General features: G+C 61.0%; 13 protein-coding genes and 1 pseudogene. 11 read left to right on the forward strand and 3 right to left on the reverse strand.

Going from position 1 to position 15,650, the window contains the following annotated elements; genetic code table 11:
• Positions 1-2: 2 nt before the first annotated feature.
• Positions 3-500, reverse strand: coding sequence for a type VI secretion system contractile sheath small subunit (gene tssB, locus AC3WKX_RS18180; protein ID WP_003208038.1), 498 nt, complete (start codon positions 498-500; stop codon positions 3-5).
• A gap of 32 nt (positions 501-532) precedes the next feature.
• Positions 533-2,086, reverse strand: coding sequence for a type VI secretion system protein TssA (tssA, locus tag AC3WKX_RS18185; protein ID WP_102369332.1), 1,554 nt, complete (start codon positions 2,084-2,086; stop codon positions 533-535).
• Between the two features lie 476 nt (positions 2,087-2,562).
• On the opposite strand from tssA, the gene AC3WKX_RS18190 reads away from it, so the two are divergent.
• Positions 2,563-3,078, forward strand: a complete 516-nt coding sequence (locus tag AC3WKX_RS18190) for an Hcp family type VI secretion system effector (RefSeq protein WP_003208034.1) — start codon at positions 2,563-2,565, stop codon at positions 3,076-3,078.
• Between the two features lie 55 nt (positions 3,079-3,133).
• On the opposite strand, the gene AC3WKX_RS18195 is transcribed toward AC3WKX_RS18190, so the two are convergent.
• On the reverse strand, positions 3,134-3,955 hold the full coding sequence (locus tag AC3WKX_RS18195) for an aldo/keto reductase (protein ID WP_003208032.1): 822 nt from the start codon (positions 3,953-3,955) through the stop codon (positions 3,134-3,136).
• 108 nt (positions 3,956-4,063) lie between these two features.
• Here AC3WKX_RS18195 and AC3WKX_RS18200 point away from each other — a divergent pair, with 108 nt between their 5' ends.
• The 10 genes and pseudogenes from AC3WKX_RS18200 to AC3WKX_RS18245 all read left to right on the forward strand — a co-directional run bounded on the left by AC3WKX_RS18200 (position 4,064) and on the right by AC3WKX_RS18245 (position 15,549).
• Positions 4,064-4,558 (forward strand): DUF1543 domain-containing protein, encoded by a 495-nt coding sequence (locus AC3WKX_RS18200; RefSeq protein WP_008437003.1) that lies wholly within the window; start codon positions 4,064-4,066, stop codon positions 4,556-4,558.
• Positions 4,559-4,662: 104 nt separating this feature from the next.
• Positions 4,663-5,763 carry a polyamine ABC transporter substrate-binding protein gene (locus tag AC3WKX_RS18205; RefSeq protein WP_102604771.1) on the forward strand — a complete coding sequence of 367 codons (1,101 nt, stop codon included), beginning with the start codon at positions 4,663-4,665 and terminating at the stop codon, positions 5,761-5,763.
• A gap of 25 nt (positions 5,764-5,788) precedes the next feature.
• On the forward strand, positions 5,789-7,207 hold the full coding sequence (locus AC3WKX_RS18210; protein ID WP_003208028.1) for an aminotransferase: 1,419 nt from the start codon (positions 5,789-5,791) through the stop codon (positions 7,205-7,207).
• Between the two features lie 56 nt (positions 7,208-7,263).
• Positions 7,264-8,121 (forward strand): response regulator transcription factor, encoded by an 858-nt coding sequence (locus AC3WKX_RS18215; RefSeq protein ID WP_102370284.1) that lies wholly within the window; start codon positions 7,264-7,266, stop codon positions 8,119-8,121.
• 87 nt (positions 8,122-8,208) lie between these two features.
• Positions 8,209-8,490, forward strand: a complete 282-nt coding sequence (locus tag AC3WKX_RS18220; RefSeq protein ID WP_003208024.1) for a peptidylprolyl isomerase — start codon at positions 8,209-8,211, stop codon at positions 8,488-8,490.
• A gap of 139 nt (positions 8,491-8,629) precedes the next feature.
• The gene (locus tag AC3WKX_RS18225; RefSeq protein ID WP_003208022.1) at positions 8,630-10,489 is read left to right on the forward strand and encodes an extracellular solute-binding protein; all 1,860 of its coding nucleotides are present in this window, start codon (positions 8,630-8,632) and stop codon (positions 10,487-10,489) included.
• The gene (locus tag AC3WKX_RS18230; protein WP_003208021.1) at positions 10,489-11,550 is read left to right on the forward strand and encodes a microcin C ABC transporter permease YejB; all 1,062 of its coding nucleotides are present in this window, start codon (positions 10,489-10,491) and stop codon (positions 11,548-11,550) included. Before AC3WKX_RS18225 ends, AC3WKX_RS18230 begins: the two co-directional genes overlap by 1 nt.
• Positions 11,550-12,572, forward strand: a pseudogene (locus AC3WKX_RS18235) (ABC transporter permease). The gene AC3WKX_RS18230 and the pseudogene AC3WKX_RS18235 overlap by 1 nt, the downstream one beginning before the upstream one ends.
• Positions 12,573-12,583: 11 nt before the next feature.
• Entirely contained in the window at positions 12,584-14,155 is a 1,572-nt protein-coding gene (locus AC3WKX_RS18240) for an ABC transporter ATP-binding protein (protein WP_102369336.1), read from the forward strand.
• Positions 14,152-15,549, forward strand: coding sequence for a sigma-54 interaction domain-containing protein (locus tag AC3WKX_RS18245; RefSeq protein ID WP_102604770.1), 1,398 nt, complete (start codon positions 14,152-14,154; stop codon positions 15,547-15,549). Before AC3WKX_RS18240 ends, AC3WKX_RS18245 begins: the two co-directional genes overlap by 4 nt.
• The last annotated feature ends 101 nt before the right edge of the window (positions 15,550-15,650 follow it).

Genomic DNA, 15,650 nt, shown 5'->3' on the forward strand with positions numbered 1-15,650 from the left:
AGTCATACGGCGGAGCTGTCCAGCCCCAATTCAGCCAATACCCGCTTGCGCGAATCGTCATCGGCGAGGGCATTTTCAATGGCCTTTCGAAAGCTCGGCGTGTTGCCCAGCGGCCCCTTGAGCGCCACAAGTGCATCGCGCAGGTCCATGAGCTTTTTCAGCTCGGGTATCTGCTCAACCAGCTGTGCAGGATTGAAGTCCTTCATCGAATTGATCCTGACCCGGATCGCCAACTCGTCAGGTTCGGCTGAATCCTGCAGCCGGTTGGGGACGCTCAAGGCCAGGCCCAAGGCCTGCTTGGCCAGCACCTCGTCGAGGCTGTTCTTGTCGATGCCGACGGGCTTGCGGTCTTCGAGCTTGCGCAGGTCTTCACGCTGGGTGAAGTCACCAAGCACCAGCAATTTCAACGGCAGCTCGACCTCTTCCTGCGCAGTGCCGACGGCGGGTTTGAACGTGATATTGATGCGTTCCCTGGGGGCTACCGAACCTTCTTTCGCCATGGTGTTTCTCCTTTTTCGGGGGGCTCGAAAGCCTATTCAAGTACCGCTTCGAGATCGAAGTGGCACAGCCTGCGATGGACATCTTCCTTGCGCTCACGCACGGAATGGCTCTGGGGCAATACGTCACAGCAGCCATGCAAGAGCTGCAGCACTTCAACCGCCAGCTCGGGCTCCCAGCGCTGCAGGCCTGATTGCTGCAGCTCGTGGTCCAGGTGATCGAGCTGGACTTTGGCCAGGTCATGCTTGCCTGCCAGCAAACACAACCTGGCCAGGCCAAGCCGCCAATGAAACCGGGCACGATCACCTGTTGCGGTTTGCATGCCCTGCTTGAGGGACCGCACAGCCACCTTGAACCCGTCCTTGCGCAGCACGGGCATGACGTCGTGCAACGCTTTGTCCCAAGGCGCAGCCGGGGCATCAGGTGCCGACCTGAGTGGGACCGGGGCTTGCAAATGGCGGGCAACCTGGGTGTTGATCCAGCCACGGGTGACGTCGTCGGCGAAGGGTGTTCCGTCGTGGAAGCGCAGCTGTGCAAGCCCCGGCAAGCGCTGGAGCAACAGCGCGAAGTGCACTTCCAGCTCGGTCATGGCCAGGTCGGCCTGGAGTGCCTGCAGGCACTCCCACACCCGGTACAAGCCGTCGAACCAGAAAGGTGCTCCGGCCAGGCTGCCCTCAAGCTCCAGCAGCAGGTCGGTATGCTGCCCTTGGGCAAAGCGCTCCTGATACCGCTTGAGCTTGTCGGGCGCCGGCCCGCGCAAAGGCGTTACCTGTTCGCTGTCACAGTCCGGAAGACTGGTGATCGTCAGCCAGGTCAACGTTCGGTTCAGACGCAGTGCGCGCAGGTCAGTGGCATTCTGGCGCTGCCACCAGGCCGACAAGGGCCGGGCATGTTCCTGCAGCGTGCGCAGCAGCTTGTGGGCGTCCTTTTCGTTTTCCACAATGGGCTCGGGCGCCATCAACTGAGTCGCGACCTGCCTGATATGGGCGATCACCCCTGTGCTACCGCCTGCTGGAGGTTCGCTTTCGGTGGACTGTTGCAATCGGTCCGACAGCTGCCTGCGAACCGGCAGTAACAGTGGCGCATCTTCGAGAAGGTGTTCGGTCCACAACTCGTCCAGCCGCGCCAGGTGTTCGAGCATGCAGTGGAACAAGGGCCGCTGATCCTTGAGCGAAACAGGTTGTGCAAGCACCTGCTCGAGGCGAGGGACCAGCCAGCCAAAGGCGGCACTGCGGGTACGCAGCTTGCCCGGATAAACGACCGCCCAATGATGCTCACAGAGGTAGCGCAGCAATCCGAGGCCTGCGAGTAGCCCGGGGAAGGACTCGCGCTGATGCAAGGCCCAGGTCAACCAGACAGCGACCCGCAAGTCCTTGGACTGGTGGCGTAACAGCGCCTCGCTTTTTTCCACGACCCATTGCCAGTCAGGCTGACTGTTTCCGTGAATGGAGTGCGCCTTGCCCAGTTCAGTTTCAAGCGCCTCATACTCGGTCGAAAAACGCATATCGGCCCCCGCATAACTCGTTTTCGAGTTGGGTGCCTGCGCAAGTTCGAGGTAATAATCGGAAAGCCTGTCTGAGTAAACCATTATGGGCCGCACTTTACTTTCCTGAGCATGTTCAGTGAACTAATGGCCATTCAAGCGCACATCAGGACATTGATTAAAGTTTGCCTTCCCTACGAGAAGAGCACGAACCTTATCCATGCAAAAAGCATTGTTCAAGCCACCAAATAGCAGTTAAGGAGTTTCCTACAAGAATAGAAAAATCGCCGACGCGCAAGAATTTGCGCAGCCAAGGCGCCAGGCATCATCATGAATGAGGTGAACTCTGCGAATAACAACGCCCATCAACATGAGCAACTAACTGCACACCCCTGCGCAAACAAATACAACTAAATCGAATTAAAACCTTTAATGCCGTTCAAAATTAAAACCAATAAAACCTTAACCCCCTGCTTTCATTGACGCTCGAACTTTCCGGCACGCTTCTTGATATCGAGCATTACCCGGCCGGCAAGTCCGTCGGCCGGGACGACCTCATTTATCAGGCAAGGAAAACCGTCATGCCAACACCCGCGTATCTATCCATCACCGGCACCAAGCAAGGCTTGATCACGGCAGGCACGTTCACCCAGGACTCGGTCGGCAACATTTACCAGGAAGGCCATGAAGACCAGATCCTGGTGGAAGCATTCCAGCATCAGGTGATCATTCCCCGTGACCCGCAATCCGGCCAGCCCACCGGCCAGCGTGTGCACAAGCCCCTGATGATCAGCAAGGTATTCGATAAATCGTCGCCATTGCTGTTCAGCGCATTGACCTCCGGGGAAATGGTCAAGTGCCGCCTTGAGTGGTACCGAACCTCTTCAGCCGGAACCCAGGAACACTACTTCACCATCGAGTTGGAAGACGCGATCCTGGTGGACATCCAGTCACGGATGCCCAATTGCCAGGACCCGAACAACGCACACTTCACGCACCTGGAGGATGTGTATTTCACTTACCGGAAAATCGTCTGGACCCATGAGGTCTCCGGTACCTCTGGCTCTGATGACTGGCGCAGCCCGGTAGCCGGCTAAGCAGCCACCGAAACAGAAACGGCATCGCCATGGACGGCACCGTTTCTGTCGGCCACTAGACCATCGCCAGCGGATGCTTGCGCTTCGGCGCCCCAAAAACCCGGTCAATCGCGTCCAGGTCGTGCTCATCCAGCACCAGCTTCGCCGCTGCGGCATTGAGCCGGACATGCTCTGGCGTAACAGCCTTGGGAATCGCGATCACCCCGTCCTGGCGCAAGACCCAGGCCAGGGAAACCTGGGCGGGTGTGACCTCGTGGCGACGGGCAATTTGCTTGAGGGTCGGGCTGGCCAACAGCTCGCCACCCTGGGCGATGGGACAATAGGCCATCAAGGGTAAATTGTGTTGCTGCCACCATGGCAGCAGGTCGAACTCGATGCCGCGCTCCTCGATGTTGTAGAGCACCTGATTGGTGGCACAGGCCGGGGAAGCCAGCTCCTGCAGGTCTGCCACATCAAAGTTGGACACACCCCAACGACCGATCTTGCCTGCCTCACGCAAGCGCTCGAAGGCTTCTACCGTTTCTTCAAGGGGGTATTGCCCACGCCAATGCAACAGATACAGATCAATGTAGTCGGTGCCCAGGCGCTGGAGGCTGGCCTCACATGCACGTGGAATGCCCTTGTGGCTGGCATTGTGCGGGTACACCTTGCTGACCAGGAACACCTGGTCGCGCTTGCCGCGAATCGCCTCGCCGACGACTTCTTCGGCACCGCCTTCGCCATACATTTCAGCGGTATCGATCAGGGTCATGCCCTCATCGATACCCAGTTGCAACGCGGCCACTTCGGCGCTGCGCTTGCCGGGATCCTCGCCCATGCGCCAGGTCCCCTGGCCGATGACAGGGACGGGTACGCCGGCCAGATCAATGGTGCGCATGACAACCTCCTGATGAATTTGCGAATTAACAGTGTGGCACCGACTGGACAAAAGGGTTCAATCGAAGGAAGGTGGCCCTTTCCATCCCAGCCATAGAAAGGGCCTGCAATGCTGTTTGTGGTCATGTTGGGGGGTAAGCACCCCCGGGCGAAAATCGAAGTGCATGATGTGGTGTTCGCCGTCGCCGACACCCTGGAAGCCGCCTACCCGCAACTGCGCGAGGGCTGGTTCGGCAGCCAGAAAGGTGTGCATATCGACTCCTGGATGACGGTGGATGGCGTTGACGGCTGGAAAGTCCAGCTCAGCCACCTGGCGCCGAACGCCGGGGCGCCGCGCCTGTACTTCATCAACCTGGGCGGGTATGAATCGAACGTCTTTGGCGAGGCACACCACTACCTGCTGGTGGTTGCGCGCACGGCCAGGGAGGCGGCAGCCCAAGGCAAACAGCAGATGCTCACGCACTGGACGCAATCCCACACCGACGGCGTACTGGATATCGACGACTGCCTGCCCATCGACCTGGTAGACGGGCGCTACATCCACCTGGAACCCGGCGTACACCGCCCGGTCGTCACGCGAAACGACTACATCGTACTGCCCTGACCGCCTCCTACCCGAACGGGGTATGGCGCCCCACCCGCCACCTGCCTGAAAGTGCAATCAGCCCCTCGGCCTGACAACAAGCACAACATCAAGGTGGGTTCGCCATGCATAAAGCCGTTATCGCCCTGTTCAGCGCTGTCTTGCTTGCATCAACGTCCGTCAGCCAGGCCGCTGACGACCCGGGCAACACCTTGCGCATCTACAACTGGGCCGATTACATCGGGGAACACACCCTCGCCGACTTCGAGAAAGCCACCGGCATCAAGGTGATCTACGACACCTACGATTCCTACGAGACCGTGCAGGGCAAGCTGCTGTCCGGGCGTTCGGGCTATGACCTGGTGGTGCTCAACGCGTCCCTGGTGCCGCTGCTGATCAAGGCCAAGGCCTTCCAGCCCCTCAACAAAGCGCTGCTGCCGGACTGGAACAACCTCGACCCGCAAGTGCTGAAAAGCCTGGAAACCCATGATCCGGGCGTGACCTATTCCGCGCCTTACACCTGGGGCAGCAATGGCGTGACCTACAACATCGACAAGATCAAGGAACGCATGCCGGATGCGCCCATCGGCTCACTGGCGATGATCTTCGATCCCAAGATCGTTTCGCGCTTCGCCGACTGTGGCATCACCTTCATGGACTCCCCTACCGACATGATCCCGCTGGCCCTGACCTACCTCGGCCTGGACCCCAACAGCGTGGCGCCCAAAGACCTCAAGGCCGCTCAGGATGTGCTGATGGCCGTGCGCCCGTACATCCGCAAATTCGACTCCAGCGGCTTTATCAACGGCCTGGCCAATGGCGAGCTGTGCATGGCCACCACCTGGTCCGGCGACTACGCCACGTCCCAGGCCCGGGCGGCGGAAGCCGGGGCCAAGGTCAACCTGAGTTACTTCATCCCCAGGGAAGGCTCGCTGATCTGGTTCGATAACTTCTACATCCCGGCCGACGCACCCCATGTGGCGAATGCCCACAAGTTCATCGAGTTCCTCCTGCAACCGCAAGTGATCGCCGGCGTCAGCAACACCATTCACTACGCCAACAGCAACCTGGCCTCCAAGCCCTTTGTAAATGCCGATATACGCGACAACCCGGCCATCTACCCGGACCCGGCGACGATGCAGCGCTTGTTCACCCAGAAAAGCCAGTCCCAAGCCGCCGTGCGCCTGATCACCCGTACCTGGAATGCCGTGAAGACCGGCAAGTGAAACCCAGCCATTGAAGGTAAACGCCATGACCCTGCCAAATCCTGACTTTTTCGCCCAGTTCGACCACGACCAACTGGACGCCGCCGACAAGGCCCATTACATGCACGGTTTTCATATGTTCGACGAACACCGTGAACAAGGCTCACTGAATATCGCGGCGGGTGACGGCGCCTACATCTACGACACCGCCGGCAACCGCTACCTGGATGCGGTCGGCGGCATGTGGTGTACGAATATCGGCCTGGGCCGCGAGGAAATGGCCGACGCCATCGCCAACCAGGTTCGCCAGCTGGCGTATTCCAACCCGTTCTGCGACATGGCCAACGTCACCGCCATCGAACTGTGCGCCAAGCTTGCCAGCCTGGCTCCCGGCGATCTTGATCATGTGTTCCTGACCACCGGCGGCTCCACCGCCGTCGATACTGCCTACCGCCTGGTGCAGTTCTATCAGAACAGTCGCGGCAAGCATGAGAAGAAACACATCATCTCGCGCTTCAGTGCGTATCACGGCTCGACGTTCCTCACGATGTCCATCGGCAACAAGGCCGCCGACCGCGCGCCGGAATTCGATTTCATGAGCGACTTGTTCCACCACATTTCGTGCCCCAACTACTACCGGGCGCCGCAGGGCATGAGCGAGGCGCAGTTCCTCGATTTCCTGGTGGATGAGTTCGAAGACAAGATCCTGACCATCGGCGCCGACAAAGTGGCCGCGTTCTTTGCCGAACCGATCATGGGCTCGGGCGGCGTGATCATTCCGCCCAAGGGTTACCACCGGCGCATGTGGGAAGTCTGCCAACGTTATGACCTGCTCTACGTGGCGGATGAAGTGGTGACGTCCTTCGGCCGGCTGGGAAAATTCTTCGCCTCCCAGGAAGTGTTCGACATGCAACCGGACATCATCACCACCGCCAAGGGCCTGACGTCCGGCTACCTGCCGTTGGGCGCGTGTATTTTCTCGGAGCGCATCTGGCAAGTGATCGGCGAGCCGGGCAAGGGCCGCTGCTTTACCCACGGGTTCACCTACAGCGGCCACCCGGTGAGTTGCGTGGCGGCGCTGAAGAACATCGAGATCATCGAGCGGGAAAACCTGCTGGCCCATGTCGAAGACGTCGGCGTGTACCTCGAACAGCGCCTGCAAACCCTGGCCAATCTGCCGCTGGTGGGCGACGTGCGCTGCCAGCGGCTGATGGCCTGCATTGAGTTCGTCGCCGACAAACACACCAAGGCGCTGCTGCCGGACGCGGTGAACATCGGCGAGAAGATCCACCTGCGGGCCCAGGCCAAAGGCTTGCTGGTACGGCCCATTGGCCACCTGAATGTGATGTCGCCGCCGCTGATCATCACCCATGCCCAGGTGGATCAAGTGGTGGAAATCCTGCGCCAGTGCATCCTCGACACCGCCGAAGAGCTGCGCCAGAGCGGCGAGTATCAAGGCCGATGAGCCTGGGCGCCCCGGTGCTTTTGCCGGGGCCCTGGCCGGCGGGTAGACTGGCCGGCATGAACGAGCATGCCGATCACTGCCCTGCCCCGTCCTTCCAGGTGCTTGACGCCTGGAATGGTGCGTTGGCCCACGCCTTCGCCAGCGTCGACGAAGCGTCATTCCTTGAACACCTGGCCTGCGCCCTCAGTGCGCTGACCCCTATCGAATCGATGATGATCAGCCTGGAGCGCCAGGGCCAGGCGCCACACTTGCTCTACCAGCAAGGCATCCCCCGGCCGCACTACGAAGAGATCATCAACCGTTACTTCTCCCGGGGCTACCTGCTGGACCCGTTCTGCCTCGCGGTAGACAAGGGCCTGGCCGAAGGTTTCTACCACCTGGCGCAGATCGCCCCGGACGATTTCTTCAACAGCGAGTACTACAAAACCTACTACCTGCGCAGCGGCGGCGCCCAGGAGAGCTACTACATCGTCGACCTGTGCCCTAACAGCAAGATTTCGTTGTGCATGTTCCAGGGGCTGAGTGCCGGCCAGTTCAGCGACGAACAACTGGCACTGCAACGAACCGCCCAACCCATCGTGCGCGAACTGCTGCGCCGCTTCGGCACCACGGGCGGGCTGTGCAAGGTGATCAGCGACGAGGCCTTCACCCAGACCCAGGTGCATCAGCAGATTGAAGCGGCGTTCATGCATTTTGGCAGCGGCGTATTGACCGTGCGCGAACGGGAAATCGCCCACCTGATATTGCGCGGGCACTCGGTGAAATCCACCGCGCAGGTGCTGGGCATTTCCCCGGAAACCGTGCGCATGCACCGCAAGCATTTGTATACCAAGCTTGAAATCAACTCCCAGGCGGAGCTGTTTGCGCTGTTTATCGATTGGCTGACCCACAGCGGCGTAATGGCCCGATCCTGACCGTCCAGGCAACCCAGGGGAACTTTGCCAGGAAATAACCACCTGAATCCGGTACGCTCAGCATTTTTACCCAAGGAGATACCCCTCATGGCCAAAGCCACCGCCCGTCACATCCTCGTTGCCACCGAAGACAAGTGCAACGAACTGAAAGCGCAAATCGAAGGCGGCGCCGACTTCGCCGAAGTTGCCAAAGCCAACTCGTCCTGCCCGTCCAGCCGTCAAGGCGGCGACCTCGGTTCGTTCGGCCCGGGCCAAATGGTCAAGGAATTCGACACCGTCGTATTCAGCGCCCCGGTCAACACCGTGCAAGGCCCAGTGAAAACCCAGTTCGGTTATCACCTGCTGGAAGTAACCAGCCGTCAGGACTGATCCAGTCCGCGCTAATGTTTAAACAACGGCCCACCCTTTGGTGGGCCGTTGTGCATCTGTGACAGTGTGATGACTGGCGAGGCGTACGCGCATAGCGTACAAATCCCTTTACCTCTTCACCCGGCGCCCAAGGCTGATAATGCGAGTCGCTTTTTCTACCCTGTTTTGCTCCACCCTGGCCCTGTTGCTGGCCAGCACCGCCGTGATCGCCGCGCCGCAATCGGCATTGACCGTGTACGGCGAGCCGGCCAAATACCAACCCGGCTTCACCCATTTCGACTACGCCAACCCCAATGCCCCCAAGGGCGGCAGCCTGCGGCGTTCGGCGATCGAAATCGGGCGCTACGACCATGTACTGCCTTATGGCGACAAAGGCATCGGGGTCAGCCAGGTCGATGGCTGGCTGTATTCGCCCCTGGCCCTGCGTTCGCTGGACGAGCCCTACACGGTCTACGGCCTGGTGGCGGAAAAGATGGAGCGGTCAGATGACGGTCTGTCCCTGCGTTTCTACCTGAACCCCAAGGCGCGTTTCGCCGATGGCCAACCGATCACCGCCGAAGACGTGCGTTACTCCTTTGACCTGCTGATGACCCAGGGCAGCCTGCGCTACCGCACGCTGTTCGCCGACGTCAAACACGTCGAAGTCGAAGGCCCGCGCCAGGTGCGCTTCGATTTCGCAAGCAATGAAAACCGCACCCTGCCCCTGGATGTCGCGACCCTGCCGGTGTTCCCCGAACATTGGTGGAAGACCCGCAACTTCGCCGACGGCGGCGGCTACGAGATTCCCCTCGGCAGCGGCCCCTACACCATCAGTAAGGTGGATGCCGGCAACACCATCACCTTCAAGCGTGACCCGAACTGGTGGGGCAAAGACCTGCCCATCAGCCGCGGCCTGTACAACTTCGATCACCTGAGCCTGGAATACTTCGGCGACACCGAAGTGGCGCGCCAGGTCCTGCGGGGCGGTGCCTACGACTTCAACCGCGAATTCTCCGCCACCGGCTACTCCATCGGCTACAACGGCCCGGCCCTCGATGATGGCCGCCTGCAACGCGCGCACCTGGCCAAGGAGGCACCGCAGCCGGCCCAGGGCTACGTATTCAACGTGCAAAAACCGATGTTCAAGGACCGCCGCGTGCGCCAGGCCCTGGCCATGCTGTGGGACTTCGAGTGGGCCAACCGGCAGATGATGCGCAACATGTACATCCGTCAGCAAAGCTTCTTCTCCAACAGCCCGCTGGCGGCGACCCAACTGCCGGACGCCCAGGAACTGGCGATCCTGGAACCTTTGCGCGGGCAGATTCCCGACGAAGTCTTCACCCAGGTGTTCAAGGCCCCCACCACCGACGGTACCGGGATGATCCGCGACAAGCAGCTGCAAGCCCTGGCCCTGCTGGAACAGGCCGGCTGGAAGCCCGACGGTGACAAGCTGGTGAATGCCGAGGGCGAGCCGCTGGAGTTCACCTTCCTCAACGCCCAGAACGGCCTTGAGCGCCTGTTGTTGCCGTACAAGCGCAACCTGGCGCAGATCGGCATCACCCTCAACATCCGCCGCATTGACTCCTCGCAATACGTCAACCGCCTGATGGCCCGGGACTACGACATGATCGTCACCGGCTTCCCGGTTACCACCTCGCCGGGGATGGAGCTGTACAACTACTTCGGTTCGGCCGCCGCGTTTGATACCGGCGCCAACAACTACATGGTGCTGAAAGACCCGGCCGTCGACAGCCTGATCAACGGCCTGGTCAAGGCCGATACCCAGTCGCTGATGCTCAGTTACGCCCACGCCCTGGACCGCGTGCTGCAATGGAATTACCTGTGGATTCCCAACTACTACCCGCCGGGCACCTCCGCCGCGTGGTGGAACCGCTTCGGCCGCCCGGCCGTGGAAGCCAAGACCGATGAGGCCCTGGAAACCTGGTGGGAAATCAGCCCCACGCCGCTGACCAATGAACAGATGAAAGCCGAACTGACCAAACGCCCGGGAGCCCGCTGATGTTTGCCTATATCGTGCGGCGCTTGCTGCTGATCATTCCCACCCTGGTGATTATCCTGCTGGTGAATTTCGTTATCGTGCAGGCCGCGCCCGGCGGGCCGGTGGAACAGGCCATCGCCCACCTGCAAGGCATCGGTGGCGGTGGCGTCGGCGGCTCGTCTGCCGAAAGCCTCAGCAGCGGCTCCCGGGCCAGCCGTGGCCTGGACCCGAAACTGATCAAGGACATCGAAAAACAATACGGCTTCGACAAGCCCGCGCCGGAACGCCTGTGGCTGATGCTCAAGAGCTACGCCCAGCTGGACTTCGGCAACAGTTTCTTCCGTGGCAAAAGCGTGACCGACCTGATCCTCGAAAAGATGCCGGTGACCATTTCCCTCGGCCTGTGGGCCACCTTGATCACCTACCTGGTGTCGATCCCGCTGGGGATTCGCAAGGCGGTGCGCCATGGCAGCAGTTTCGATGTGTGGAGCAGCACCGCGATCGTGATTGGCTATGCGATGCCGGCGTTTCTGTTTGCGATGTTCCTGATCGTGGTGTTCGCCGGCGGCACTTCGTTGAACTGGTTTCCGGTGCGCGGGCTGGTCTCGGAAAACTTCGACCAGTTGAGCACCGTCGGCAAGATCGCCGATTACTTCTGGCACCTGGTACTGCCGGTCAGCGCCCTGGTGATCGGCGGCTTCGCCACCTTGACCATCCTCACGAAAAACTCGTTCCTCAATGAAATCACCCGCCAGTACGTGGTCACCGCCCGGGCCAAAGGCTTGAGTGAACGCCGGGTGCTTTACGGGCATGTGTTCCGCAATGCCATGCTGTTGGTGATCTCGGGGATTCCCCAGGCATTTATCGCGGTGTTCTTTGCCGGTTCGCTGCTGATCGAGGTGATTTTCTCCCTCGATGGCCTCGGTCGCATGAGCTACGAAGCGGCGGTTTCACGGGACTATCCGGTGGTGTTCGGTTCGTTGTTTATCTTCACGCTGTTTGGCCTTTTGATAAAACTCATCGGTGACCTCTGCTACACCCTGGTGGACCCGCGTATCGACTTCGCCGCGAGGAACGCCTGATGCTCAAGCTCTCTCCCGTGGCCCGGCGGCGCTTTGAACGCTTCAAGAAAAACCGCCGCGGCTGGTGGTCGCTGTGGCTGTTTATCGGCCTGTTTATTCTGACCCTCGGCGGCGAGTTGATCGCCAATGACAAACCCCTGGTGCTCAGCTACCAGAACGAACTGTATTTCCCGGTGTTCAAGCGCTACACCGAGCAGGAGTTCGGCGGGCAACTGCCGTTCCAGGCGGATTACCGCAGTGAATACGTGCAGAACCTGATCAAGAAGGACGGCGGCTGGATGCTGTTCCCGCCAATCCCGTTCAGCGACGACACCCCCAACTAAGAGCTGACCCGCCCTGCCCCCAGCCCGCCATCGAGCGTGAACTGGCTGGGCACCGATGACCAATCCCGCGACGTGCTGGCGCGGGTGATCTTCGGCGCCCGGGTGTCGATCCTGTTTGCCCTGGCCCTCACCGCCATCAGCGCCGCCATCGGCATCGCCGCCGGTGCCTTGCAGGGATATTACGGCGGCTGGGTCGACTTGCTCGGGCAACGAATATTGGAAGTGTGGTCCGGGCTGCCGGTGCTGTATCTGTTGATCATCCTGTCAGGCTTTGTCGAACCGAATTTCTGGTGGCTGCTGGGGATCATGGCACTGTTTTCCTGGCTGGCCCTGGTGGACGTGGTGCGCGCCGAGTTCCTGCGGGGGCGCAACCTGGAGTACGTCAAGGCCGCGCGGGCGTTGGGCCTGGGGGACGGCAAGATCATCCGCCGGCATATCCTGCCGAACGCGATGACCGCGACCCTGAGCTACCTGCCGTTCATTTTGACCGGGGCGATTTCCACCTTGAGCGCCCTGGATTTCCTCGGTTTCGGCATGCCCGCCGGCAGCGCGTCACTGGGTGAGCTGATCGCCCAGGGCAAGCAGAACCTGCAAGCGCCGTGGCTGGGACTGACCGCGTTTTTCACCCTGGCGCTGATCCTGTCGTTGCTGGTGTTTATCGGCGAGGCGTTGCGTGACGCCTTCGACCCACGCTCATGAAGGCCGTTGAGATGACTGAAAACCTGATCGAGATTCGCGACCTGAGTGTCGCCTTCAACGGCCAGACCGTGGTGCGCAAGCTGTGCCTGGACGTGCGCCCCGGCGAGTGCCTGGCGCTGGTGGGCGAGTCGGGTTCGGGCAAATCGGTGACCGCCCATTCGATCCTGCAACTGCTGCCCGAAGCCGGCACCGAAACCACCGGTTCGGTGCGCTATCGCGGCCAGGAACTGCTCGGCGCCACGCCCGCCACCCTGCAAAAACTGCGGGGCAACCGGATTGCGATGATCTTCCAGGAGCCGATGACGTCCCTGAATCCGCTGCACAGCATCGAGAAGCAGATTGGCGAAACCCTGCTGTTGCACAAGGGCCTGGGCGGCAAACAGGCCCAGGCGCGGATCCTTGAATTGCTCGAACTGGTGGGCATCCAGAAGCCCCGGGAACGCCTCAAGGCCTACCCCCACCAACTCTCCGGCGGCCAGCGCCAGCGGGTGATGATCGCCATGGCCCTGGCCTGTGAACCGGAACTGCTGATTGCCGATGAGCCGACGACTGCACTGGATGTGACGGTGCAGCGCAAGATCCTGCTGCTGCTCAAGTCCCTGCAACAACGCCTGGGCATGTCGCTGCTGCTGATCAGTCACGACCTCAACCTGGTGCGCAGCATTGCCCAGCGGGTGTGCGTGATGAAGGCCGGGGAAATTGTCGAACAGGCGGATTGCGAAACCCTGTTCTGCGCCCCGCAGCACCCTTACAGCCGCCTGCTGCTGGATGCTGAACCGGCAGGCATCGTCTTGAATCACGAGGCGCGGGAGACGGTGTTGCAGGTGGATAACCTGAGTGTGCAGTTCCCGCTGGGCGGCGGACTGTTCCGGCGCAAGCAGTACCTGCAAGCGGTGGATGGCATCAGCCTGGAGGTACAGCGCGGCAAGACACTGGGGATTGTCGGCGAGTCCGGCTCGGGCAAATCCACCCTGGGCCAGGCGATTCTGCGGCTGCTGGATTCCAGCGGCACGATTCGCTTCCAGGGCGAGGCCCTCGACGGCCTGACGCAAAAACAGATGCAGCCGTGGCGCAAGCAGATGCAGGTGGTGTTCCAGGACCCGTTCGGCAGCCTCAGCCCGCGGATGTCGGTGGCGCAGATCATCAGCGAAGGCCTGGAAGTGCATGCGCCGTGCAGCCTCAAGGACCGCGAAGCCCAAGTGATTCGCGTGCTGGAAGACGTGGGCCTGGACCCTGCCAGCCGCCATCGCTACCCCCATGAATTCTCCGGCGGCCAGCGCCAGCGCATCGCCATCGCCCGTGCGCTGGTGCTCAAGCCGGCGCTGATCCTGCTGGACGAACCCACTTCTGCACTGGACCGTACCGTGCAGAAACAGGTGGTCGCCCTGCTGCTTGAGCTGCAGGAAAAGTACGGCCTGACGTACCTGTTTATCAGCCATGACCTGGCAGTGGTGCGGGCCCTGGCCCACGACATGATCGTGATCAAGGACGGCAAGGTGGTGGAACGCGGGCCCAGCGATGAAGTGTTTGCCGCGCCTCAACACCCTTACACCCGGGAACTCCTCGCGGCGGCGCACCCATGAGCACCACTGGCAGCCTCAAGGATTACCAATACGTTCGCGGCCTGGCGATCCAGTCGCTGTTCGAGATCATCGAGCAGTCCAGCGAAGGCACGGTGATTGTCGACGGTGACGCGAACATCGTCTGGATGAACGAGCGCTACGCCAAGCGCTTCGGCCTGAAAAGCGCCGACGAAGCCATCGGGCAACCCTGCGAGCAGGTGATTTCCAACAGCCTGTTGCGCCAGGTGGTGCGTAACGACCAGCCGATATTGCTGGATATCCAGGACACGCCCAAAGGCCCGCTGGTGGTGATGCGCCTGCCGATCCATGACGACGCCGGCAAGGTGATCGGCGCCATCGGGTTTGCGTTGTTTGATGAGCTGCGCAACCTGTCGCCGCTGATCGAGCGTTACCTGAGCATGCAGCAGGAACTGGCTTCCACTCGGTCGCTGCTGAGGTCGCGGCAGAGTAAATACAACTTCGCGCACTTTATCGGCACCAGCGCGGCCAGCCTGGAAGTCAAACGTCGGGCGCGGCGCAGTGCGAGCGCGGAGTCGCCAGTGTTGCTGCTGGGGGAAACCGGGACCGGCAAGGAGCTGCTGGCCCAGGCGATTCACGGTGCATCGCCTCGCGCCCATAAAGCTTTCGTCAGCATCAACAGCGCAGCCATCCCGCATGATTTGCTGGAGGCGGAATTCTTCGGCACCGCGCCCGGCGCATTTACCGGTGCCGACCGCAAGGGCCGCCCCGGCAAGTTGCAGATTGCCCAGGGCGGCACGCTGTTTCTGGATGAGATCGGCGACATGCCGCTACCACTGCAAAGCAAATTGCTGCGGGTGTTGCAGGAGAAAGAGTTCGAGCCGGTGGGCTCCAACGAGATGATCCACAGTGATGTGCGGGTGATTGCGGCCACGTCCATGGACCTGGAAGCGGCAATCAAGCGCGGGGAGTTTCGGGCGGACCTGTATTACCGGCTGAATGTGCTGCCGATCCAGGTGCCGCCGTTGCGCGCGCGGCTGGATGATTTGCCGGCGTTGAGCGAGGCGATTCTGGAGAAGTTGCGCAGCCAGCATGAGCTGGACCGCGAGGCCTTGGCGTTATTGGCGCAGCATGCGTGGCCGGGGAATATCCGCGAGCTGCGCAATGTGCTGGAGCGGGCGGCACTGTTGAGTGATGACCTGGTGCTGGATGCCAGTGAAATTCGCGCAGCAATTGGTACATTCAGCCCGGTTGAGCAGAGTTCGGTAGAGACCGTTGAGGGCGAGAGTTTCAGCGCGGCCCGGGAGCGGTTTGATCGGCAGGTGATTGGGGCGGCGTTGAAGGCGTGTGAAGGGAATGTGGTGGAGGCGGCGAAGCGGCTGGGGCTGGGCCGGTCGACCTTGTACAAGAAAATGGTTGCGCTGGGCATCGCATAATCTCAAAAAAGAGACACAATTCCAAATACAGAGAAAATCCAATGTGGGAGCGGGCTTGCTCGCGAATGCGGTGTGTCAGTGCCTGAATTACTGCCTGATAC

The sequence above is a fragment of the Pseudomonas sp. GP01-A4 genome, from assembly GCF_058780865.1.